The following is a 21,766-nucleotide window of genomic DNA, read 5'->3' as shown; positions in this document are numbered from 1 at the left end:
CCCGTCAGAACAGCTGGTCCGCGGCGCGGCCGTTCTCGTGGGCGAGGAGCCAGCGCTTGGCGTCGATGCCGGCGGCGAAGCCGGTGAGGCTGCCGTTGGCGCCCATGACGCGGTGGCAGGGGCGGATGATCAGGAGGGGGTTGGCGCCGACGGCGCCACCGACGGCGCGGACCGCGCGCGGGGACTGGCCCGCGGCGTCGGTGAGTTGGCCGTAGGTGAGGGTGGCGCCGTACGGGATGTCGTCGAGGGTCTCCCAGATCCGGCGGCGGAACTCGGTGCCGACCGGGGCGAGCGGCAGGTCGAACGCGGTGCGCTCGCCGGCGAAGTACTCGGTGAGCTGCCCGACGGCGGGCGCGAGCGCCTCCGGGTCGGGCTGCCAGTCGGCGGCGGGCTCGGTGAGCGCGTACTTCTGCCGGGGGGCGGTGACGGCGGTCAGGGCGAAGCCGTGCCGGTCGTCGACGGTTCCGCTGAGCAGCAGGGTGCCGAGCGGGCTGTCCATGGTGGTGAAGACGGTGGTCATGCCGGTTCCTTGCGGGTGTCGCGGGTGCGGAGGGAGGTGTGGTGGGCCGCGGCGGCGGACCACAGGTGGTGCAGGGCGTAGGAGCGCCAGGGCGCCCACGCGGCGGAGCGGTCGGCGGCGGAGCGCGGGTCGCCGTTCTCGCCGAGGGCGCGCAGGCCGTCGCGGACGCCGATGTCGGTGGGCAGGAAGACGTCCGGGTCGGCGAGGGCGCGCATCCGCAGGTAGCCGACCGTCCACGGGCCGATGCCGGGGAGGGCGAGCAGTCCGGCGGCGGCCTGCTCGCGGTCCACGCCCGGGTCGAGCCGGACGGCGCCCTCGGCGAGCGCCGCGCACAGGCCGAGCAGCGCCCGGCGGCGCGACTGCGGCATCGCCAGGTGCTCGGGGTCGGCGGCCGCGAGCGCGCCCGCGGTCGGGAACAGCAGCCGCAAACCGCCGTCGGCGGCGGGCAGCGGGGTGCCGTACCGCTCGGCGAGCCGGCCGGCCAGGGTGCGGGCGGCGGCCACCGTGACCTGCTGGCCGAGGACGGCCCGGACGGCGAGCTCGTGCGGGTCGACGTGGCCCGGGGAGCGCAGCCCGGGCCGGGCCGCGGCGCGCGGGGCGAGCAGCGGATCGGCGGCCAGCCGGTCGTCCACCGCGTCCGGGTCGGCGTCCAGGTCGAACAGGGCGCGCAGCCGGTGCACCGCCGTGGTGAGGTCGCGCAGGTCGGTGAGGGTGAGCCGGCAGTCCAGCCAGCCGCGGGTCGGACGGTCGCCCGGGGCGAGCCCGTCGACCTCGGCGACGCCGTGCCCGAACGGCAGGGCCAGGGTCCGCCGGTACGTGCGGGTCCCGGGCCGGTGCCCCGGGACCACCTCCTCGACGCCGGGGACGGCGCGCAGCGCGAGGAAGTCCAGCAGGTGCTCGGTGTCGATGGCGCCCCGGTAGGCCAGCCGCAGCCCGAGCCGGCCGGCCGCGGCGGGGGCGCGGCGGTGGCCGCCGTGCTCGGTGCGCAGCGTGCTCGGGGTGCGGTCGTAGACCTCGCGGATGGTGTCGTTGAACTGCCGCACCGAGGCGAAGCCGGCCGCGAACGCCACGTCGGTGACCGGGAGTTCGGTGGTCTGCAGGAGCAGTCGGGCGGTCTGCGCGCGCTGCGCGCGGGCCAGCGCGAGCGGGCCGGCGCCGAGCTCGGCGGTCAGCTGCCGCTGGAGCTGGCGGGCACTGTAGCCGAGCCGGTCGGCGAGCCCCGCGACGCCTTCGCGGTCGACCACGCCGTCACCGATCAGCCGGACCGCCCGGCCGACCAGGTCGGCGCGGTGGTTCCACTCGGGCGAGCCCGGTACCGAGTCGGGCCGGCAGCGGCGGCAGGCCCGGTAGCCGGCGCCCTGCGCGGCGGCCGCGGTCGGGTAGAAGCTGCAGTTGGTGCGCTTGGGGGTGGTGGCCGGGCAGCTCGGACGGCAGTAGATGCCGGTGGTGCGGACGGCCGTGAAGAACACCCCGTCGAAGCGGGCGTCCCGGCTGTGCACGGCTCGGTACCTGGTCTCGTCGTCGATCACGCCATCCAGTCTGCGCCATCGCCGGACCCCCGACTGGCGGGAATCGGACATCGCCGTGGGCGGGGCCGGGCGGGCGCCGGGCGTTGTCGGGCGGGGCCGCGGGCGGGGTTCCGGGACGGGGTGCTCAGCGCGCCGGGACGGCCTGCTGGGACGGACCGCCGGGTCGGTCTGCCGGGACGGGGTGCTCAGCGTGCCGGGTCGGTGCCGGCGAGGGAGTGGGCGAGGCGGTCGAGGCCGGGGAGGGCGTCCATGACGGCGGCCCGGTCGGTGGGGGTGAGGCTCGCCAGGGCGCCGGCCAGGCGGCGTTCGTGGGCGCTCTGCCAGTCGCGCAGTTGCTGGTGGCCGGCCTCGGTGAGGGCGATCCGGGCGGTGCGGCGGTCGCCGGGGTCGGGCTGCCGGTCGACCAGCCCGGCGTCCAGCAGCTTGGAGATCAGGCCGCTGACGGTGTTCGGCGCGAGGCGCTGCCGGGCCGCGAGTTCACCGACCCGCATCGGGGCGACGGCGAGGGTCTGGAGCAGCTCCACCTGGGCCATCGGCAGCGCCTCCCAGGGGAACTCCGAGCGGATGGAGCTGCGCAGGGCACGGCGCAGCCGGGTGATCACGTCGGTGAGCTGCTGGGCCCCGGCGAGCGCGTCGGTGTCCGGTGCGTCGGGGCCGGGCGCGGGCCGGTGCTGCGAGGACATGGCGGACAGCGTATCGCCAGCCGCTGTCGGTGCCGCCCGTTGTCCGGCCGTTGACCAGCACGGACGACTTCTCGGTCGGACGGCGGGCCGGTCGGCGGCCTGGGCGGTCGGCCGGCGGATGGGCGGCCGGGGGAACGCTCGGGGCGGGCAGATGCCTCGGGCCCGGAAACACTCCTTGTACGATTATCTCGGTGGCAGATATATTCGGTTCATGGCCGAACCCGTTGCCGCCACCCGGCTGCTCGACACCGTGCAGGACGCCCTGCGGCGCGCCGAGCGCCCGCGTCCGCGCGCCGTCGCCCGCTGGCCGCACGCGCACTGGCTGGCCGTCGGCACCGTCTGCCTGGGCGCGTTCCTCGGCCAACTGACCGCGAGCATCACCTCACTGGTGTTCCCCGCGCTGGAACGCCGCTTCGACGCGGGCTTCGCCGCCGTCGCATGGGTGTCGCTGTCGTACCTGCTGGTGCTGGTCGCGCTGCTCGCCCCCGTCGGACGGCTGTCCGACCTGGTCGGCCGCAAGACCATGTACCTCGGCGGCTTCGCGGTGTTCGCGGCGGCCTCGCTCGGCGCCGGGCTCGCCGGCAGCCTGACCGTGCTGGTCGCCTGCCGGGCCGTGCAGGCGGTCGGCGGCGCGATGATGCAGGCCAACAGCGTGGCCCTGGTCGCCCGCGGCGTGCCGGAGCGGGCGATGCGCACCGCACTCGGCATCCAGGCGGCCGCCCAGGCCCTCGGCCTGGCCCTCGGCCCCACCCTCGGCGGGCTGCTGGTCACCCACGCCTCCTGGCGCTGGGCGTTCTGGATCAACGTCCCGATCGGCGCGCTCGGCATCCTGGCCGGCTGGTTCCTGCTCCCGCGCACCTTCCCCGACGGCCGCCGTGCACCCCGCCGGACCGACGGCGGACGGTTCGACCTGGCCGGACTGCTGCTGCTCGCCGCCTCGTCCACGGCGCTGCTGCTGGCGCTGTCCGCCGCGTCCGGACTGCCGCTGCCCGGCTGGGCGGTGGCCGTGCTGGCGCTGCTCGCCGCCGGGACGGCCGCCGCGCTGGTCCGGCAGGAGCGGCGCGCCGACCGGCCGCTGATTCCGCCGGGGCTGATGAACACCCCGGGCATCCGGGCCGGGCTGGTGGTGGCGCTGATCGGCTACCTGCTGCTGTTCTGCCCGCTGGTGCTGGAGCCGGTCGTGCTGTCCGACCGCGGCGTGTCCGCCGCCACCGCCGGTGTGGTGATCACCGCGCTGCCCGCGGCGTTCGCGCTGGCCGCCACGGTCGGCGGCGGGCTGCTGCCGCGCGGCTGGAGCGACGCGGTGCGTTGCCGGGTCGGCGCGACGGCCGCCGCCGGCGGGCTGCTGCTGCTCGCCGTCCTGCCCGCGGCCGGGCCCGGCGCGGCGGTCGCGCCACTCCTGGTCGCCGGCTACGGGCTCGGGCTGCTGCTGCCCGCCAACAACGCACTGGTCATGCGCGCCATACCCGCCCAGAGCTCGGCCGTCGGCGGCGGCCTGGTCAACATGGTCCGCAGCCTCGGCACGGCCCTCGGCACCGCCCTCCCCGTCCTGGCCGTCCACCTCGCCGGCCCGGCCCTCGGCAGCCGGGTGGTCCTGCTCCTCCTCGCGGCGATCGCCCTCCTGGCAGCCCGCCTGTCCGCACGCTGACGCCCCGTCAACGGGGCGCAGCGACGGGACGGTGCTGAGGTGTCTGCGGACGGCCCTGCCCGCCGGTCGCCATCGGCGGCGTGTCGTCAACGGCTGGACTCCATAAGGGCGTCCGGTGGCTGGGGTGGGTTCGGTGCTCGGGGTTGTGCGGTGCGTGGTCCGGGGCGTTGGCGGGTTCTCGTCGGCGGTGTGGCGTCAACGGCTGCGCGCCGTGGGGGTGTTCGGTCGGCGGGCGCGTCGTCGGGGCTTCCGTCCCGTGGCTTCTCCGCCCGGGTGCCGGGGCAGTGGGCGGGTGTAGGTGCCCCAGGGGGCTGCCTGGGGCTGGTGTGCGGCCAGAGAGGGTGGGGCCGGTCGTCCTTGTCGGGGTGTTGGCAACTGCCGGACGCCGCAAGCTTGTTCGCTCAACCGGCGCACGGGATGTCGCGGTGGCGTGAGGCGGCGGCCGGGCGTTGTCGTCGGCGTGCGGTCAACGGGTCCTTTCCGTACGGCTGTTGGTTCACGCGTCCGTCGTGGCGTGCCGGTCGCCCGTTGGGGGCGCAGGCTGGTCGTCTTCCTTGGTGTGCCGTCAACGGACGGATGGCGTCCGGCTGTTCGGTGGGATGCCGGGGAAGCGGAAGGGGCGCCGCCCGGTGGTTCCGGGGGCGCCCCTGGGGGTGACGGGCTCAGGAGGCGGGCTTGGCGCCGCGTTCGGTGAGCATGTCGGTGATCAGGTCGATCTCGGCCTTCTGGCCGTTGACCATGGTCTGGGCGAGCCGCTTCTCGACGTCGTTCTTCGCCGCGTCCACATAGGCCTGGGCCATGTCCATGCCGCCCTTGTGGTGGGCGAGCATGAGCTGGAGGTAGAAGACCTCCGCGTCCCGGCCGTTGAGGGTGCGGAGCTTCTCCAGGTCGGTGTTGGTGGCCATGCCGGGCATCAGCGAGCCGTCGTGGGCCTCGTAGGTGTGGCCCATCCACGCCATCGGCTTGGCGGGGCTGGCCTGGGTGAGGCCCCACTGGTCGAGGAAGCCCATCAGCATGCCGCGCTGGTTCGCCTGCGTGTTGATGATGTCGAAGGCCAGCGTGCGGACCGCCTGGTCCTGGGTGCGGTCGCGGACGATGAAGGACATGTCGATCGCCTGCTGGTGGTGGGCGGCCATGTCGCGGGCGAACCCGGCCTCTGGCGAGTCGGTGCTCGGCGCGGAGGCGGAGCTCCCGGCGGCCGGGGTGCTGCTGGAGACCAGCGCGGGCGCCCCGAGGCCGAGCGCGACCACGGCGGCGAGCGCGGCCGGCCACCAGAGCGCCCGGCGGCTCCGGCCGCCGGTCTGCTCCGCCGTCCGCCCGCCGTCGCCGTCGCCGGTCACGCCGGTCACATCGCGCCCGAGCTGCAGGAGGCGCCCGGCTCCTGGGTCTGCGGGCCCTGCACGAAGTGGGTGAAGAACTGCTCGACCCGCGGGTCCTTCGCCGAGTCGACCACCAGCTGGGTGCCCCAGGCGGACAGCGTGATGGTGCCCTCCTCGTCGGGGTAGGGGCTCATCATGCTGTACTGCGTGGCCTTGACCTTGTCGCTCAGCGTCTTGATGTCGTCGGGCGTGGCCTTGCCGTTGTAGGTGACCCAGACCGCGCCGTGCTCCAGGGAGTGGACGGCGTTCTCGTTCTTGATCGGCTGGTCGTAGACGTTGCCCATGCAGGTCGCCCAGACCGGGTTGTGGTCGCCGCCGACCGGCGGGGTCTGCGGGTACTTGACGTCGGTCTGCACGTGGGTGCGGGACAGGTTGTCCCAGGTCTTGACGCCCTCGATCGGCGCCTTCGCCGCGGCGGCCTTCTGGTCCTTCTTGTGCTTGGCGTCGAGGGCGAGCCAGGTGCCGCCGCCGATCATGGCGAGGACCAGGACGCTGGAGACGCCGATGGTGAGGAGCTTGTTGCGGCGCTCACGGCGCTGCTCGGCGGCGCGCAGTTCGGCGATCCGGGCCCGGCGGTCGGCCTGCTGGGCGGCCTTGCTGCCCGGCTTGGGCTGCTTGCCGGTGGGCCTCTGGTCGGACTGCTTGGAGGCGGAACCCATGGTTGTCTTCCTTGTCCCCGCCGTGGTGTGCACGGCGGTCTGCGGTGAGGTTGGGGCAGCGGAGCCGCCGACCGCCCCGCGCGCGGGGTACGGGCCGGCGGTGGGTTCCGCTCAGGACCGGTGAACCTGGAGTACGTGCAGATCGGGCGCGTGGTGCGGCCCCGTCCGGACCTCGTGCGCCGGGACGGCGGGCGAGGCGGAAGGGGCAACCAACTGCGGCAGGACGACCGCGCCGGGTTGCGGGGGCGCGTTCGGCAACTGCGACTCCGGGCCGCAGAAGGAGTGGCTGGAGCAGCCGTGACCGGGGATCCTGGACGGCCCGTCGGCGGTGCACAGGATGCGCAGGCCGGTGCCGTCCGCCGCCCGGGCGTGCTGGTGCGCGGCCGGGGCGCCGGGGCGGTCCGCGACGGCGTCGGCCGCCGGGACGGCCGGCACCGCCTGTACGGACGTCACGGGCCCGGCCGGCGGGGTGCTCGTGGTGGCGGCGTTCGCCGCGCACGGCAGCAGCGCCAGCAGAGCGGCCAGCAGCAGGGACCACAGCACCGCCACGGGGCGGAGCACCGCGTACGCGGTCCCTTCCCGGGGTCGAGTGCGAAGTCCTGGCGCGGTCATGCGCACATATTAATCAGCCGATCGGGTGAAGCGATGCCCCCCTTGGGCTCCGATTTTCCGTCCGAACAGCTCATCGAAGCGCCCACGAGCCCCGCTGGTGGCCGACTCGGGGCGGCAATGGCCGGAACCCCTCCCCGCCCGTCCGTGCGATGTTCCGATTCCCGGACAGCGTCCTCGGTCCTTGGGAAGAATGGCGTGACGTCCGGCACCCCCACGGATCAGGAGCCGTCAGTTGAACGAGCAGGGCGCACCCAGGCCGACCCGACCCGACGACGCCTGGTGGCACACCGTCTACGCGGGCCCCGCCGACACCCTCCCCGACACTCCCGACGCCACCGCCGACACCAGCTCCGTGGACGACTGGTTCACCACCGCCGCCGGACTCGTCGCCCCGCAACGCGGCTCGGTCGAGGACGCCCCGCAACCCGCTCCCGCGGCCCCGCTCCCGCGGCGCAAGCCCGCAGCCCGCCCCCGCGGCGGAGGCCGCGCCGGCCCCGGAGACCGAAGCGCCGCACCTCGTACCGCCCCCGCGCAGCTGGGCCGAGGCCGCCTGGCCCGAACTCCGGCCCACCGAGGACGAGCCGGCCGGCCCGGCCGCCCGGACGCCGTCCGAGCCGCCGAACCTCACCAAGACCCCTGCCGTTGCCCAGCCGGAGCCGGAGCCGGAGCCGGAGCCGGAGCCGGAGCCGGAGCCGGAGCCCGCCCCCGCGCCCGAACCCACGGCCGCGGACGCGCCGGTGCAGGACACCGCCGTCGCCCCGCCGTCCGAGCGCGGAGCGCCCTGGCGGGAGCCGGACGCGCCGGCGGTGCCGCACGTCGGGGAGCGGCCGCCCACGTACGCGGCCGAGCCGACCGCGCTGCCGGTGTCCGACCCGGCCGGGCTGGCGGCGGTGGTGCCGGACACCGCCATCGACGGCGCCCAGTTCGCGGCGACCACGCTGCGTGCCGTGTCGATCCGCGGGGACTCCGCCCGCTACCGGGGCGAGCCGCGGCGCGACGCGCTGCTCACCGTCCGGTTCGGGGAGGCCGAGGACGGGCTGGTGCTGACGGTGCTCGCGGGCCCGGCGCGGCGGGCCGACGCCGAGTGGGGCGGCGCGGCGGCGGCGGACGCTGCCCGGCAGTTGGCCGCGGCGATCGGCCGCAGCCGGGCGGAGCTCGCCGCCGACCTGCGGGCCGGGGCCCGGGACCGGCTGCGGTACGGGTTGCAGCGGATCGCCCTCCAGGCGGCGGCCCGGCTGCGGGCCGAGGGCGGCGCGGAGCCCGCGCCGGACGCGGCGCCGGTGCCGGAGGAGACCGCCTCGCTGCACTGCCTGCTGATGTCGACCGACCCGGCGGCCACCCACCGGGTCGCGTTCGGCACCGGGCCGGGCGGCCTGTACCTGCTGCGTTCCGGCCACTGGATCGACGCCTACGCGGCCCGGTTGCTCCACCACCCGGACGGGCAGCCGCCGCTGCCGCCGGCCGCGCTGCCCGCGCCGCGCCCGTTCCGGTTCCGCCTGGTCCCGGCCACCTCCGGCGACATCCTGCTGCTGTGCACCCCGGGCCTGGCCGATCCGATCGCGGAGGAGCCGGCCGTCGCCCACTTCCTGTCCAGCCACTGGGCCCACCCGCACCCGCCGGGCACGGTCGACTTCCTCCGCCAGATCCAGGTCCGCGCCAAGGGCTACGCCGACGACCGCACCGCGGCCGCCGTCTGGACCGAGTGACGCACCGTCAGGCACCAAAGCCACCCGTCACCCGTCACCCGTCACCCGTCACACGTCAGGCGTCAGGCTTCCGGCACGGCGCCGAGCAGGGCGTGGGCGGCCGAGGCGGCGTGCGCGGCGGCCGCCGCGCGGCTGGTGGCGGGGAGGCCGATGGCGAGCGGGACGGCCAAGCCGTCCAGCAGGGCGCGGAGTTGGGTGGCGCGGTCGGCGGCGGGGCACCGGCGACGGGCGTGAGGACGCCGGTGTCGAGGCCCTCGGTGATGAGCGCGGTGAGGTCGTCCTGCCAGGGGGTCTCGATGTCGAGCTGGCCCTGGCGGAGCTCGGCAGTGCCGGGAGAGCGGCTCCAGACCTCGATCCAGAGGATCCAGCGGGGGTCGCCGGGGCCCTCGGGGAGGTAGAGGTCGAGGTAGCGGGCGAGCCGTTCGAGGACGGGGAGTTCGCGGCGGGCGAGTTCGCGGGTGCGGCGTTCGCCGAGCTGGGTCTCGCTCCAGCGGAGGGTCTCCAGCAGCAGCTGGTCCTTGCTGCCGAAGTAGTAGAGCAGGTGGCCGGCGCTCATGCCGAGCTGCTGGCCGAGGCCGGCCATGGTGAGGCGGGCGAGGCCGTGTTCGGCGATGGCGGCGCGGGCGGCCGCGTACACCTCTTCCCGAGGGCGGGCCGGGCGGCGGGTGCGTGGCGGGGCCATCCGCTCTCCTCGTTGCTGGCTGTCCGGGGTCCAGTCTCCCGCACCGGGTGGCGCGGGGGCGTGGCCGGGGGTCACCAGCCGCTGTGTTCGCGCCCTTCGGCGGTCTCGTGCCGGCCGTCGTCGAGGCCGGCCCGGTAGGCCCTGCGGAGGACGGCGGCGGCCTGTTCGCGGTCCAGTCCGGGGGCGAGGCGCAGCAGTTCGTCGGTGAGCTCGTCCAGCGTTTCGGGTGTCATGGCTCCATGACACCCCGTCAGCGCCGAGCCCGCCCCTCCGCGGCGGCGGGGCGGGCCCGGACGGATGCCTGACGGGTGGTCAGCCGATGGTGGCGGCGTAGGAGGTCTCCGCGCCGAAGCCCCAGGCGGGGGTGGCGTCCCACGGGTTGTCGAGGACGTCGTCGGTGGCGTACGCGTACCCGGCGCCGCGGGTGAACGCGGTGTCCAGGACGATGTGCATGGCGGCGGCGTCCGGGACGGCGTGGACCAGGTGCCAGTAGGAGGTGCCGTTCGGGTCGAACGCGGTGCCGGGGTAGTAGCCGGCGGTCAGGTTGAACACGTTGCCGCCCAGGTAGGAGGCGGTGTAGGCGGCGTAGGTGCCCTCGAAGGTGACGAAGGTGTCGGCGGTGCGCTTGCCGGGCTCCAGGAAGCAGTCCTGGACGGCGGTGCCCGGGTTGTTCACCACCAGTTCCTGCGCGGCCGGGTCGATGGAGTGGACGATCGCCTGGACCTGCTGGCGCAGGTCGAGGTAGTAGTCGCGCTCGGCGTTGTTGTCGCCGCACTCGCGGCTGGTGGTGTCGAAGAAGATGCCGTCGACGTGCAGCTTGCCGTCGCCGGTGACCAGGTAGTTGCGGACCGAGGCGAGCACGGCGGCCTTGTCGCGCTTGCCGCGTTCGGTGTGCACGTAGCCGAGCACCCTGGTGTGCTCGCCGGTGGCGGTGGTGCGGGCGCGCAGCGCGTCGGCCCGGGCCTGCCAGGAGGCGTCGAACGGGTTGTCGCCGTTGTTCGGGTTGAGGATGACGATCGACGCCGCGGGCTGCGCGGCCTGGACGTCGAGCAGCATCTGCTGGTTCGGGTAGACGTAGGCCGGGACGCCGATCTCCAGGCCGCGGGTCGCGGTGGTCGGCGCGGTGGTGGTGGCGCCGGCCTGCGGTGCGGCGGTGGCGCCGACGGCGAGCAGAGAGCCGAGGAACAGGGCAGCGAGCCCCTTCGCGCGGATGCGCATGCGTGGATCCCCCAAGGTGCTGGGCGGGCGTCCCCCTGACGCCTGCACGGGCATGCTAACCGCCGGTCCGGGCGTGGAGGCCGGATATCGGAGATCGTCCGCCGGTGTTCACCGACGACCGGACGGACGGTCGGTGACGGCAGGTCAGTGACGGCGTCGGTGACGGGCAGTCAACCGATTGGTCGGATCGGCCATCCGCCGAACGGGTGAAAGCGCGTCGGCGCGGGTCGCGCCACCCCCGCGCGTGCCTGCGCGGTCGGATGAACTGCTCGGTATGCGTACTCCCCTCCGAGCCGGACGGATCACCTCCGTCCTGGCCCTGCTGCTCGGCTCGCTGCTCGGCGGCGCCCTGCTGGCCCCACCCGCGCACGCCGCGATCTCGTTCACCAAGTCCGTCGACAAGCCCACCGCCGCGCCGGGGGAGAACGTCACCTTCACCCTGCAGTACACCTGCTCGGTCACCGAGTGCGTGAACGGGCACATCGCCGACACGCTGCCCGCCGCGATGGAGTTCGTCGGCTGGACGCCCGACCCCACCACGGTCGACGTGGCAGGCTCCACCGTCCCCGCACCCGGCACCATGGGCGGCGACCTCGACATCAAGCTGCTCAACCTCAGCCCGGGCACCACGGCAGCCGTCAGCGTGGTCATGCGCTTCCCCAACTGGACCACCCCGGATGCCACTTCGGCGCTCAACGCGGCCCAGCTGACGGTCGACGGGGAGACCCCGCAGAGCGCCTCCGCCAGCACCACCGCGCACGTCCAGCCGGTGTACCAGGTCACCAAGGGCGTGCAGACGTCCAGCGCGGACGGACGGACCGTCACCTACCAGTTCAGCGCCTGCTCCACCGAGGGCCCGAACGTCGACCTGAACACCAGCCGCCTGCTCGACACCCTGCCGCCCGGCGCGGTGGTCGACACGGCGCGCTCGCCCGGCTGGAGCCAGGTCGCGCCCGGCCCGAACACCTGGGGCTACGACATCGGTGCGTTCCTGGCCGGCAACGGCCACGCCGGCTGCCGGATCCCCGGCGTGCTGGTGGTGAACTACCCGGAGCCGGAGTTCCCGTCCGGCACCACCTCCACCAACTCCGTCGACCTGCTCGGCGACCCGCTCGGCGCGGAGCCGGAGCGCGAGCTGTCCACCGCCCAGGCCACCACCGGCGTCTTCCAGGAGCCCGCCACCGGCGTGCAGGTCACCGCCGCCAAGTCCTGGGGCGACACCAGCGTCTCCGGCGACCTGAACAGCTTCAGCCTGTTCGCCACCAACACCTCGGCGCCCGCCACCTCGCTCACCATGACCGACCCGGGCACCGGCACCACCGACGGCCTCTACAACTGGCTGTTCCCGCAGACCATCCAGCTCGACGCGTGGAACCCGCCCGGCATCGTCCTCACCTTCCAGTACCGGCTGAACGGCGACCCGACCTGGCTGACCTTCACCCCCGGCACCCCGTTCGACGGCTCCGGCAACCGCCGGATCAGCTTCGCCGAGGGCGCCGGCGACCCGGCCAACGACGTGCTCGGCCTGCCCGCCGGCCGCTGGCTCGACGGGCTGCGCCTCACCTGGGACGGCCCGCTGCCCACCGGCTGGTCGCCGGGCGGCGGCGTCCAGGTCGTCACCCAGGTCGTCACCCCCGGCCACGACGGCCGCCCCGCACCGGAGTTGCTCACCAACTGCGTCGACAACACCGCCACCGACGGCACCACCACCGCGCACGCCACCGGCTGCGCCGAGACCGCCGTCACCCCCGCCACCAACCTCGGCGCGGCCAAGACCACCGTCGCCGGCGCCGTCACCACCGCGGGCGGCCGGGCCACCTTCGAGGTGGTCCCGTACAACCGCACCGGGCGGGCGCTGGACCGGCCGCTGGTGCTGTACGACGTGCTGCCCGCCGGACTCGTCTACGTGGACGGCTCGCTGCGCACCACCCCCGGCTACCCCGACGCCAGGCTCCCCGAGTCCGTGCAGGTCACGCCCGGTCCGGACGGCCAGCAGATCGTCAAGATGACCTGGCCGGCCGGCGCGCCCGACATGACCTACCTGAACGACGCGCTGGCCTACCGGGTCCAGTTCGACGTCCAGGTCGCCGCCAGCGTCCGGGCCGGGACGCTCACCAACCAGGTGTTCGTCACCGCCGACCAGCCGACCCAGCCCGTCACCTGCTACTACAACGGCACCAGCCACGGCGTCGCCGACGCGCTCGACCTGAACGGCAACGGCGACCGCACCGAGACCATGTGCCACGCCACCTCGCAGGTCGAGGTGCAGGTGCCGAGCGTGCTGCGCTCCTACAAGGAGGTCCGGGGCGACCTGGACGCCGGCTACGGCCCGATGGGCGCCACCACCCCCGGCGGCCGGCTGTCCTACCGGATGACCGTCCGCAACGACTCGCCGGACCCGGTCACCGAGTTCCTCGCCTACGACAAGCTGCCCACCCCCGGCGACACGTACGTCCTGACCGCCGACGCCCCGCGCGGCAGCACCTGGGCGCCGTCGCTGAGCAGCCCGATCGTCAGCTCCGACCCGACCGTCACCATCGAGTACACCACCACCAAGCACCCCTGCGTGGACGCCCTCGTCCCGCCCGCCTCCGACCCCGGCTGCGACCCGAACGCGGTGTGGACCACCGCCTTCCCCGGCCCCGGCGTCGTCGCTTGGTTCCGGATCGCCCGCCCCGGCACGCTGGCCCCCGGCGACTCCTTCACCCTCGAGTGGCCGATGGTCGCCCCGTTCAACGCGCCCGACGCGGAGTACGCCTGGAACTCCTTCGCCTACACCGCCACCGACTCGACGGGCCGTCAACTGCTGCCCGCCGAGCCCGCGAAGGTCGGCGTGGCCGTCGAGCGGACCGCCCCGTCGAACAACGCGCTCGGCGACTTCGTCTGGGAGGACACCAACCGCGACGGCGTCCAGCAGCCCGGTGAGCCCGGCGTCCCCGGCGTGCACGTGTCGCTGCTGGACGGCGCGGGCCAGCCGATCCGCGACCTGAACGGCAACCCGCTCACCACCGTCACCGACGCCAACGGGCATTACCTGTTCGACAACCTGCCCGACGGGGTCTACCAGGTCCACTTCGACCTGACGACCCTCCCCAAGGACACCACCGTCACCGCCCAGCACGCGGGCACCGACCCGGCCCGCGACTCCGACGCGGACCCGACCACCGGCCTCACCCAGACCGTCGAACTGACGGGTGGCCGACACGACCTCGACCTGGACATGGGCATCCTCCCGCCGGAGCCGACACCGTCGCCGTCGCCCAGCCCGTCGCCGTCGCCGTCTCCGAGCCCGTCTCCGAGCCCGTCGCCCAGCCCGTCTCCGAGCCCGTCTCCGAGCCCGTCTCCGAGCCCGTCGCCGTCGCTGAGCCCGTCTCCGAGCCCCACGCCGTCGCCGAGCCCGAGCCCGACTCCGTCGCCGTCGCCCACACCTTCTCCGTCGCCGAGCCCGAGCCCGAGCCCGAGCCCGTGTCCGACGCCGAGCCCGACGCACAAGCCGAGCCCGTCGCCGACGCCGAGCCCGAGCCCGACGCACTGCCCGTGCCCGTGTCCGTCGCCGAGCCCGTCGCCGACTCCCACGCCGACGCCGAGCCCGACGCACAGCCCGTGCCCGTCGCCGTCGCCGTCCGAGTCGCAGTCCCCGTCGCCGTCGCCGAGCCCCTCGTCGTCCACCAGCACGCCGCCGGAGCCGAGCCCGTCGTCGATGCCGTCGGGCGGGGAGTCCACCCCGGCGCCGTCGCCCGGTCGTAGCCATGGCGGTGGGTCGTTGCCGCACACCGGCAGCGACGTGCCGAACGGGCTGCTGGCCGCGGTGGCCGGGCTGCTCACCCTCGGCGGGATGCTGCTCAGCGTGCTGATGTACCGCCGCTCCGGGCGCCGCCACTGACCGACACCCGGGTGTGAAGACGGCCGCGGGCCGGAACCTCGAAGGAGGTTCCGGCCTGCGGCCGTCGGTGCGTCAGGCCTTCGGCTGCTGCTGGGTGATGCAGTGGATGCCGCCGCCGTTGGCGAAGATCTCGCGGGCGTCGACCAGTTCGACGGTGCGGCCGGGGTAGGCCTTCTCCAGGATCGCCTTGGCCTCCTGGTCGCGCGGGTCGTCGAAGGCGCACAGCACGACGACGCCGTTGGCGACGTAGTGGTTGATGTAGGAGTAGTCGACGGGCTCGCCGTCCTCGTCGAACAGGACGGTGGGGGCGGGGAGTTCGACGACCTCCAGCCGGCGGCCCTGGGCGTCGGTGGCGGCGCGGAGGATCTCGGCGAGCCCCTGGCAGACCGCGTGGTCGGGGTGGGCCGGGTCGGGCTGGGAGTGGACCACGACGGTGCCGGGGCGGACGAACGCGGCGACGATGTCGATGTGGCCGCGGGTGCCGAACTCGTCGTAGTCGCGGGTGAGTCCGCGCGGCAGCCAGATCGCCTTGGTGGTGCCGAGGTGGGCGTGCAGCTCGGCCTCGACCTGCTCGCGGGTCCAGTCGGCGTTGCGGCCCTCGCCGAGCTGGACGGTGTCGGTGACCAGGACGGTGCCCTCGCCGTCGACGTGGATGCCGCCGCCCTCGTTGATCAGTCGGGAGGCGAAGCGCCGGACGCCGGCCAGTTCGGTGACGTGCTCGGCGATGTGCTGGTCGTTGTCCCAGCGGGCCCAGGACTGCGCGCCCCAGCCGTTGAACACCCAGTCCGCGGCGGCCAGTCCGCCGGAGCCGTCGATCAGGAAGGACGGGCCGATGTCACGCATCCAGGCGTCGTCCAGCGGGCGCTCGACGATCTCCACCTCGGGGGAGACGTAGCCGCGGGCGGCCTCGGTCTCGCCGGTGTTGACGACCAGGGTGACCGGCTCGTGGCGGACGATCGTGTTGGCGACCTCGGCCCAGGCGCGGCGGGCGGCGTCCAGCTGCTCCGCGCCGTCGAAGGTCGGGTTCGGGGTGGGGAAGGCCATCCAGGTGCGCTCGTGCGGGTGCCACTCGGCGGGCATCCGGAAGCCGAGCGAGGCGGGGGTGGGGGAGGTCATGGGGTGCAAGTCCTAAGGGAGTGAGGGGGGTTCACAGGAAGTACAGGCGACTGAGGGAGACCGAGTCGGCGGGCGCGGAGCGCAGTGGCTCGCCGTCCAGCGAGACCAGGCCGGTCGCGGAGACGTCGACGTGACCGAGCCGGCCGTTGCGCAGCATCGAGCGCGGGCCGATGCCGCGGGTGCCGCGCACCCCCACGCGCCGTCGCCGGGTGGGCAGTTGGTCGCCCGCGACGTCCAAGTAGGAGGCTTCGGCTGCGGCTTGGGCGACGAACGCCACCGAGATGTCCGCGGCGGTGGCGCCGTGCGCGCCGAACTGCGGCCCCAGCACCAGGGGTTCGCACCGGTCGGTGGAGGCGTTCGGGTCGCCGACCACGCCGTACGCGGGGAATCCGGCCTTCAGGACGAGCTGCGGCTTGGCGCCGAAGTGGTCCGGCCGCCACAGCACGATGTCGGCCAGCTTGTCGACCTCGATCGAGCCGACCTCGTGCGAAAGGCCGTGCGCGATGGCCGGGTTGACGGTCAGTTTGGCGATGTAGCGGAGCACCCGCTCGTTGTCGTCGCCGCCCTCGGCGGTGCCGTAGGAGCCGGTGCCGTCGAGCGGGCCGAGTTCGGCCTTCATCTTGCCGGCCATCGCGAAGGTGCGGCGCACCGTCTCGCCGGCCCGGCCCATGCCCTGGGCGTCGGAGGAGGTGATGCCGATGACCCCGAGGTCGTGCAGCACGTCCTCGGCGCCCATGGTGCCGGCCCGGATCCGGTCGCGGGCCATCGCGGCGTCGCCCGGCAGGTCGGGCTTGAGGTCGTGCGCGGAGACGATCATGTCGTAGTGCTCGCCCAGCGCGTCCCGGCCGAACGGCAGGGTCGGGTTGGTGGAGGAGCCGATCACGTTCGGCACGCCGGCCATCTTCAGCACGTTCGGCACGTGGCCGCCGCCGCAGCCCTCGATGTGGAAGGCGTGGATGGTGCGCCCCTCCAGCACTGCGAGGGTGTCCTCCACCGACAGGCACTCGTTCAACCCGTCGGTGTGCAGCGCCACCTGGACGTCGTACTCCTCGGCGACCCGGAGCGCGGTGTCCAGCGCCCGGGTGTGCGCGCCCATGTCCTCGTGCACCTTGAAGCCGGAGGCGCCGCCCTCCGCCAGCGCCTCCACCAGCGGGGCGGCGTCGGAGGACGAACCGCGGCCCAGGAAGCCGATGTTGACCGGCCAGGCGTCGAAGGCGTTGAACGCGTGCCGCAGCGCCCACGGGGAGTTGACGCCGACGCCCCAGACCGGGCCGAACTCCTGGCCGATGATGGTGGTCACGCCGGAGGCGAGCGAGGCCTCCATGATCCGCGGCGACAGCAGGTGGACGTGGGTGTCGATGGCGCCCGCGGTGGCGATCAGGCCCTCGCCGGAGACGATCGTGGTGCCGGTGCCGACCACCACCTCGACGCCGTCCAGGGTGTCCGGGTTGCCGGCCCGGCCGATCGCCGAGATCCGGCCCGCCCGGATGCCGATCGAGGTCTTCCGGATGCCCTGCACCGCGTCGATCACCAGCACGTTGGAGATCACCACGTCGCAGGTCTCGCGGACCGCGGCCGGCTTCAGGTGCAGCCCGTCCCGGGCGGTCTTGCCGAACCCGGCGAGGAACTCGTCGCCCGGGGCCTGCGAGTCGGACTCGACCCGGACGATCAGCCCGGAGTCGCCGAGCCGGACCCGGTCGCCGGCCCGCGGGCCGTGCACCGAGATGTAGTCGTGCGGAGAGATGGCACTCATGCGCCCACCTCGCCTGCGCTCGGCGGGCGCTTCGCGCACACGCACCTCTTGATGATGAACTCGCTTCGCTCGCTCATGCTTCGTGGTCCTTCCTGCGGCGGCGGTGAGTGGCGGTCACTGGGTGGGCTCGGTGTCGTCGAACTCGGTGAGGTAGCCGGTCGCCCGGGCCTTGGCCAGCGCAGCGTCCTTCGCGCCCGGCGCGTCCAGCGGCCCGTCCACCAGGCCGGCGAAGCCGATCGCGACCCGCTCGCCGCCGATCGACACCAGGCCCACCTCGACGGTGGCGCCCGGGTCGAAGCGCACCGAGGAGCCGGCCGGCACCGCCAGGTGCATCCCGTAGGCGGCGGCCCGGTCGAAGGCCAGTCGCGGGTTGGACTCGAAGAAGTGGAAGTGCGAGGTCACCGAGATCGGCACCGAGGCGGTGTTGTGCACCGGCAGCAGGAGCTCCTCCTCGACCGGGTCGTAGCCCGCGCCGGAGCCCGGCAGTGCCGCGCCCGGCGCCCCGTCGCCCAGCGAACCCGCGCCGTGGAACGGGTCGTTGACCACGGCGAGGCGCGTCCCGTCCTCGAACACCGCCTCCACCTGCACCACCGTCACCACGTCCGGCACGCCGGGCAGCACGTCGGCGGCGGTCAGCACGGAGCGGCCGGCCTCGATCGCCTCGGCGAGGCGCCGGCCGTCGCGGGCGGCCTCGCAGACGGTGTCGGCGATCAGGGCCGTCGCCTCCGGCACGTTCAGTCTCACGCCGCGCGCCCGTCGGGCGCGGGCCAGCTCGGCCGCGGTGAAGATCAGCAGCCGGTCCCGTTCGGTGGGGGTCAGTCGCACGGTGCCTCGCTCGTCGAGGGGGGACAGAGGGTGGTCGGTGGAGCGTGTCGGAGAAGTTTAGAACGACGTTCAAACGTGGGCCCCATTGAACCCGCGCCCGCCCGCCGTGTCCAGCGTCCGGCCGCAGGGCCGGGACGCCCCGCAGGCGCACGGAAGGAGAGTGGGGGAACCGGGGGGACCGTGCGCGGAATTCGTGCACGCCGTTCCGGCCCGGTGATCGGATCGTGCGAGGATCGCACCGCCGGCGAGCCGACGCGCCGTCGACGAATGCACGCCACCCGCGGGGAAAAGCCCTCTGCGCAGCCTCACCGGGCGGGCGCGCCCCGGCTCGCCCGCGTGCCCGCGCACGCCCTTGCGCACCGTTCACCACGGGCGTAGGGGCGGATCACTGTTGCAAACGCCGCCGAGTGGGCATGAGGATGACCAGAAGTGGCCGCAGGGCCGGTGGGGGACCGGGGCGGCCGTCCGGAACGAGGGCGGGGGCTTACGAAGTTGATGGACGGTCAGGCAAGATTCCCGCGGCAGCGCTCGGCCTCGCGCCGGGAGCAGACCGACCAGCAGGGCCCGGCGCACCTCCAGCCGCACCCACCGGCGAAGCCGCAGCCGCAATCACAGCTACAGCCACAGTCGCAGCTACAGCCACAGCCGCAGCCGCACGCGCAGAGCCCCGCCCCGGTGCACCAGCCGGAGTGTGCCCTGCATCGCCGGCTGCATGCCTCCCTGGAAGCGGCGGACCTGCCCGCCGTCCGCACCATCCGGCGCCGGCTGCGCGCCGCACTCGACCACTGGGGCGTCCCCGAGCTCGCCGACACCGCCGAACTGCTGACCTCCGAACTCGTCACCAACGCGCTGGTGCACACCGGCAAGGGCGCCGAATTCGACGCGGTGCTCACCGCCGAGCAGCGCCTGCGGGTCGAGGTGCACGACCGCACCAGCCGGCTGCCCGGCCGCCGTCCGCCCAGCGAGAGCGCCACCTCCGGGCGCGGACTGCTGCTGGTGGAGGCGCTCGCCGACGACTGGGGCGTGCAGCTGCGCGGGGACGGAAAAGTCACCTGGTTCGAGCTGTCGGTGCTCTGAGCCGCCCCGCCCCGAACCGGCGGGACGAATTCCGCACCGGCCGGCCCACGGGGCCGAACGGGTGAATATGCCAAGCGGGATCGTGTGCGATCAGTACCGTCCGGGTCACCGGCATTGCCGCCTTGCCGAACATACGAGAGGCTAGTGAGAATGTGTGCCAGTAGGCACACGCAAACCATCGCGGTCCGGCCGGCCCAGCAGGGGATACGGATACCAGTGGCCGCCAGGCAAGGCACCGGCAGGAGAAGCATGGCCACCGAGCCCGAGGCGCCTGGGCCCGCCCGCCGAACCCCGCCCGCCCAGGCCACCAGGAACGGCACCCCCGCGAACCCGCTGCGCACCGCCGCCGGCCGCGCCGTGCCGACCACCGCGCGCGGCCTGCCCACCCGCACCGGGGACTCCACCCCCGAGTGGCTCGAACCGGCGATGGCCGCCAACGGCATCGGCTCCTACGACTGGGACATCCGGCGCGACATCCTGGTCGGCGACCGGCGTGCCTGCGCCATCCTCGGACTCACCGGCCAGTCCTTCGACCGCACCTCCGGCTCCTTCCTCGCCCTGCTCCACCCCGAGGACGCCCCCGTGGTGCGCCGCCGGGTGGAACGCGCCGTCGCCGAACTCGGCCAGTGCGGCGCCTACTACCGCACCGTCTTCCCCAACGGCGAACTGCACGCCGTGCGCTTCCGCGGCCGGGTCCTCGCCGACGCCTTCGGCCGCCCCTCCCGGATGGTCGGCTTCGTCTGGGACGCCACCGTCGAACTCCACAAGCGCGAACGCGCCGACGAGCTCGCCGTGCTGCGCGAGGAACGCTCCCGGTTCATCAAGGAAGCCGCCCGCGCCCTCTCCGAGGCCGTCACCGTCCGCGACGTCGCCCGGGTCTTCACCGAACTGCCGCTGCCCGGCCTCGGCCCCGACGGCCTCGCCCTCGCCTCCCTGGAAGCCGGCCGGATCGCCCTGCTCGGCTCCAGCGGCTACCGCAGCGCGCTCAGCGACCAGTTCGACCGGATCCCGCTCTCGCCGAGCCACCCCGCCGCCGAGGCGATCAGGCAGCGCGCCCCGATCTTCGTCTCCAGCCGCGAGGAGTACCGCGAGCGCTACCCCGACGCCTGGGACTGGGCCGAGAACAGCGGACGCTCCTCCTGGGCGTTCCTCCCGCTGGTCGCCAGCGGCCGCCCCACCGGCGTCTGCGTGGTCTCCTTCGACGACGCCCGCGAACTCGACCCCGACGAGCGCACCCTGCTCTCCACCCTCGGCGGCCTGGTCGCCCAGTCGCTCGCCCGGGCCCGCCTGCACGACGCCGAGCACGAGCTCGCCGCCGGCCTCCAGCGCGTCATGCTGCCCCGCACCGTCCCCGCCGTCCCCGGCGTGACCACCGCCGTCCGCTACCTCGCGGCCGGCTCCGGCCTGCAGATCGGCGGCGACTGGTACGACGTCGTCCCGCTGCCCGGCGGCCACGTCGGACTGGTGATCGGTGACGTCCAGGGCCACGACGTGCACGCCGCCGGCATCATGGGCCAGCTCCGGATCGCGCTGCGCGCCTACGCGGCCGAGGGCCACCCGCCCGCCGCCGTGATGGCCCGCGCCTCGCGCTTCCTCGCGGACCTCGACACCGACCACTTCGCGACCTGCACCTACGCCGAGGTCAACGTCGACTACGGCGTGGTCTACGCCGTCCGGGCCGGCCACCTCGACCCGGTGGTGCGCCGCGCCGACGGCACCGCGCACTCCGTCCCGGTGGCCGGCGGGCTGCCGCTCGGCGTCGCCCCCGACGAGGAGTACCGGGTCACCCGGTTCAGCCTCGACCCCGGCGAGACCGTCGTGCTCTGCACCGACGGCCTGGTCGAAGCCCGGGACATGGACCTCGACACCGGATTCGCCCGCCTCTGCGAGACCGTCTCCGCGCCGCTGCCCGCGATCGGCGAGTCCCCGCGCGAACCGCTGGAGGAACTCGCCGACCGGATCGCCTCCCAGGCCGCCGACACCAGCGAACGCGAGGACGACATCGCCCTCCTGCTGCTGCGCTGGGACGGGCCTGCGGGCGGACGCGCCGCCCAGCAGCTCCGCCGCCGGATCGGGCAGGCCGACCTGGCCCGGATCTCCGAGCTCCGCGCCGAACTCCGCGACGCGCTGCGCCGCTGGGGGGTGCCCGAACTCATCGACACCGCCGAGCTGTTGTCCTCGGAGCTGGTCACCAACGCGATCCGGCACACCGACCGGGACGCGATGTTCACCGCCCGGCTCTACCAGGACAACGGGCGGGCCCGCCTGCGCGTCGAGGTCGAGGACGAGTCCGACCTCTGGCCCACCCGCCGCACCCCCGGCGAACAGGCGTCCTCCGGCCGCGGCCTGATGCTGGTCGAGGCGCTCGCCGACGCCTGGGGCGTGGAGCCCCGCGGCTCGGGCAAGCGGATGTGGTTCGAGCTGACCAGCTAGCCGCACTGCCGGGGGCCCGGGAGACGGCGGGGCGAGTCCGCCG

The 21,766-nt window shown here is 74.5% G+C and carries 17 protein-coding genes; 5 read left to right on the top strand and 12 right to left on the bottom strand.

Features of this window, described 5'->3' with window-relative positions; genetic code table 11:
- Positions 1–4: 4 nt before the first annotated feature.
- From KCH_RS09395 to KCH_RS09385, 3 genes are all read right to left on the bottom strand, one after another.
- Positions 5–520: a methylated-DNA--[protein]-cysteine S-methyltransferase gene (locus KCH_RS09395; RefSeq protein WP_035861244.1), complete on the bottom strand. Its 516-nt coding sequence runs from the start codon at positions 518–520 to the stop codon at positions 5–7.
- Positions 517–2,049, bottom strand: a complete 1,533-nt coding sequence (locus KCH_RS09390) for a DNA-3-methyladenine glycosylase 2 family protein (RefSeq protein WP_167574020.1) — start codon at positions 2,047–2,049, stop codon at positions 517–519. Before KCH_RS09390 ends, KCH_RS09395 begins: the two co-directional genes overlap by 4 nt.
- A gap of 185 nt (positions 2,050–2,234) precedes the next feature.
- A complete protein-coding gene (locus KCH_RS09385) occupies positions 2,235–2,732 on the bottom strand; it encodes a MarR family winged helix-turn-helix transcriptional regulator (RefSeq protein WP_035861236.1) in 498 nt (165 codons plus the stop codon).
- A gap of 211 nt (positions 2,733–2,943) precedes the next feature.
- Between KCH_RS09385 and KCH_RS09380 the strand changes: the two genes are divergently transcribed.
- Positions 2,944–4,380: an MFS transporter gene (locus KCH_RS09380; RefSeq protein WP_051652916.1), complete on the top strand. Its 1,437-nt coding sequence runs from the start codon at positions 2,944–2,946 to the stop codon at positions 4,378–4,380.
- Positions 4,381–5,042: 662 nt separating this feature from the next.
- Here KCH_RS09380 and KCH_RS09375 read toward each other — a convergent pair.
- From KCH_RS09375 to KCH_RS09365, 3 genes are all read right to left on the bottom strand, one after another.
- Positions 5,043–5,720 (bottom strand): DUF305 domain-containing protein, encoded by a 678-nt coding sequence (locus KCH_RS09375; RefSeq protein ID WP_084224177.1) that lies wholly within the window; start codon positions 5,718–5,720, stop codon positions 5,043–5,045.
- 5 nt (positions 5,721–5,725) lie between these two features.
- The gene (locus KCH_RS09370; RefSeq protein WP_084223407.1) at positions 5,726–6,418 is read right to left on the bottom strand and encodes a DUF3105 domain-containing protein; all 693 of its coding nucleotides are present in this window, start codon (positions 6,416–6,418) and stop codon (positions 5,726–5,728) included.
- A gap of 111 nt (positions 6,419–6,529) precedes the next feature.
- The gene (locus KCH_RS09365) at positions 6,530–6,979 is read right to left on the bottom strand and encodes a hypothetical protein (protein WP_035861233.1); all 450 of its coding nucleotides are present in this window, start codon (positions 6,977–6,979) and stop codon (positions 6,530–6,532) included.
- Between the two features lie 788 nt (positions 6,980–7,767).
- On the opposite strand from KCH_RS09365, the gene KCH_RS41145 reads away from it, so the two are divergent.
- Entirely contained in the window at positions 7,768–8,736 is a 969-nt protein-coding gene (locus KCH_RS41145; protein WP_051652915.1) for a protein phosphatase 2C domain-containing protein, read from the top strand.
- Positions 8,737–8,791: 55 nt separating this feature from the next.
- Here the strand turns inward: KCH_RS41145 and KCH_RS09355 are convergent, their stop codons facing one another.
- The 3 genes from KCH_RS09355 to KCH_RS09350 all read right to left on the bottom strand — a co-directional run bounded on the left by KCH_RS09355 (position 8,792) and on the right by KCH_RS09350 (position 10,636).
- Positions 8,792–9,418 carry a TetR/AcrR family transcriptional regulator gene (locus tag KCH_RS09355; protein ID WP_244305255.1) on the bottom strand — a complete coding sequence of 209 codons (627 nt, stop codon included), beginning with the start codon at positions 9,416–9,418 and terminating at the stop codon, positions 8,792–8,794.
- Between the two features lie 71 nt (positions 9,419–9,489).
- Entirely contained in the window at positions 9,490–9,651 is a 162-nt protein-coding gene (locus KCH_RS41140; protein ID WP_157031965.1) for a hypothetical protein, read from the bottom strand.
- Between the two features lie 79 nt (positions 9,652–9,730).
- Positions 9,731–10,636, bottom strand: a complete 906-nt coding sequence (locus tag KCH_RS09350; protein ID WP_035861230.1) for a spherulation-specific family 4 protein — start codon at positions 10,634–10,636, stop codon at positions 9,731–9,733.
- 274 nt (positions 10,637–10,910) lie between these two features.
- Between KCH_RS09350 and KCH_RS45950 the strand changes: the two genes are divergently transcribed.
- Entirely contained in the window at positions 10,911–14,519 is a 3,609-nt protein-coding gene (locus tag KCH_RS45950; RefSeq protein WP_035861227.1) for an SdrD B-like domain-containing protein, read from the top strand.
- A gap of 72 nt (positions 14,520–14,591) precedes the next feature.
- Here the strand turns inward: KCH_RS45950 and KCH_RS09340 are convergent, their stop codons facing one another.
- The 3 genes from KCH_RS09340 to ureA form a co-directional block, all read right to left on the bottom strand.
- Positions 14,592–15,635 (bottom strand): agmatine deiminase family protein, encoded by a 1,044-nt coding sequence (locus KCH_RS09340; protein WP_035861224.1) that lies wholly within the window; start codon positions 15,633–15,635, stop codon positions 14,592–14,594.
- A 31-nt stretch (positions 15,636–15,666) separates the two neighbouring features.
- Positions 15,667–17,388, bottom strand: a complete 1,722-nt coding sequence (locus KCH_RS09335; protein ID WP_035861222.1) for an urease subunit alpha — start codon at positions 17,386–17,388, stop codon at positions 15,667–15,669.
- Between the two features lie 114 nt (positions 17,389–17,502).
- Complete coding sequence (ureA, locus tag KCH_RS09330) at positions 17,503–18,213, bottom strand: urease subunit gamma (protein WP_035861220.1); 711 nt, start codon at positions 18,211–18,213, stop codon at positions 17,503–17,505.
- 675 nt (positions 18,214–18,888) lie between these two features.
- Here ureA and KCH_RS39390 point away from each other — a divergent pair.
- Both KCH_RS39390 and KCH_RS09320 read left to right on the top strand, forming a co-directional pair.
- Complete coding sequence (locus KCH_RS39390) at positions 18,889–19,290, top strand: ATP-binding protein (RefSeq protein ID WP_244305254.1); 402 nt, start codon at positions 18,889–18,891, stop codon at positions 19,288–19,290.
- 249 nt (positions 19,291–19,539) lie between these two features.
- The gene (locus tag KCH_RS09320; RefSeq protein ID WP_167574018.1) at positions 19,540–21,723 is read left to right on the top strand and encodes a SpoIIE family protein phosphatase; all 2,184 of its coding nucleotides are present in this window, start codon (positions 19,540–19,542) and stop codon (positions 21,721–21,723) included.
- Positions 21,724–21,766 lie beyond the last annotated feature (43 nt).

It is taken from the genome of Kitasatospora cheerisanensis KCTC 2395 (assembly GCF_000696185.1).
GTDB lineage: Bacteria > Actinomycetota > Actinomycetes > Streptomycetales > Streptomycetaceae > Kitasatospora > Kitasatospora cheerisanensis.
This window is presented reverse-complemented; position numbering and strand designations above follow the sequence as displayed.

Excerpts from the sequence above, each read along its gene's own strand:
- KCH_RS09385 (WP_035861236.1), bottom strand. The coding sequence starts at position 2,732 with ATGTCCTCGCAGCACCGGCCCGCGCCCGGCCCCGACGCACCGGACACC.
- KCH_RS09340 (WP_035861224.1), bottom strand. The coding sequence starts at position 15,635 with ATGACCTCCCCCACCCCCGCCTCGCTCGGCTTCCGGATGCCCGCCGAG.
- KCH_RS09335 (WP_035861222.1), bottom strand. The coding sequence starts at position 17,388 with ATGAGTGCCATCTCTCCGCACGACTACATCTCGGTGCACGGCCCGCGG.
- KCH_RS09395 (WP_035861244.1), bottom strand. The coding sequence starts at position 520 with ATGACCACCGTCTTCACCACCATGGACAGCCCGCTCGGCACCCTGCTG.
- KCH_RS41140 (WP_157031965.1), bottom strand. The coding sequence starts at position 9,651 with ATGACACCCGAAACGCTGGACGAGCTCACCGACGAACTGCTGCGCCTC.
- KCH_RS45950 (WP_035861227.1), top strand. The coding sequence starts at position 10,911 with ATGCGTACTCCCCTCCGAGCCGGACGGATCACCTCCGTCCTGGCCCTG.
- KCH_RS09355 (WP_244305255.1), bottom strand. The coding sequence starts at position 9,418 with ATGGCCCCGCCACGCACCCGCCGCCCGGCCCGCCCTCGGGAAGAGGTG.
- KCH_RS09320 (WP_167574018.1), top strand. The coding sequence starts at position 19,540 with ATGGCCACCGAGCCCGAGGCGCCTGGGCCCGCCCGCCGAACCCCGCCC.
- KCH_RS09380 (WP_051652916.1), top strand. The coding sequence starts at position 2,944 with ATGGCCGAACCCGTTGCCGCCACCCGGCTGCTCGACACCGTGCAGGAC.
- KCH_RS09370 (WP_084223407.1), bottom strand. The coding sequence starts at position 6,418 with ATGGGTTCCGCCTCCAAGCAGTCCGACCAGAGGCCCACCGGCAAGCAG.
- KCH_RS09350 (WP_035861230.1), bottom strand. The coding sequence starts at position 10,636 with ATGCGCATCCGCGCGAAGGGGCTCGCTGCCCTGTTCCTCGGCTCTCTG.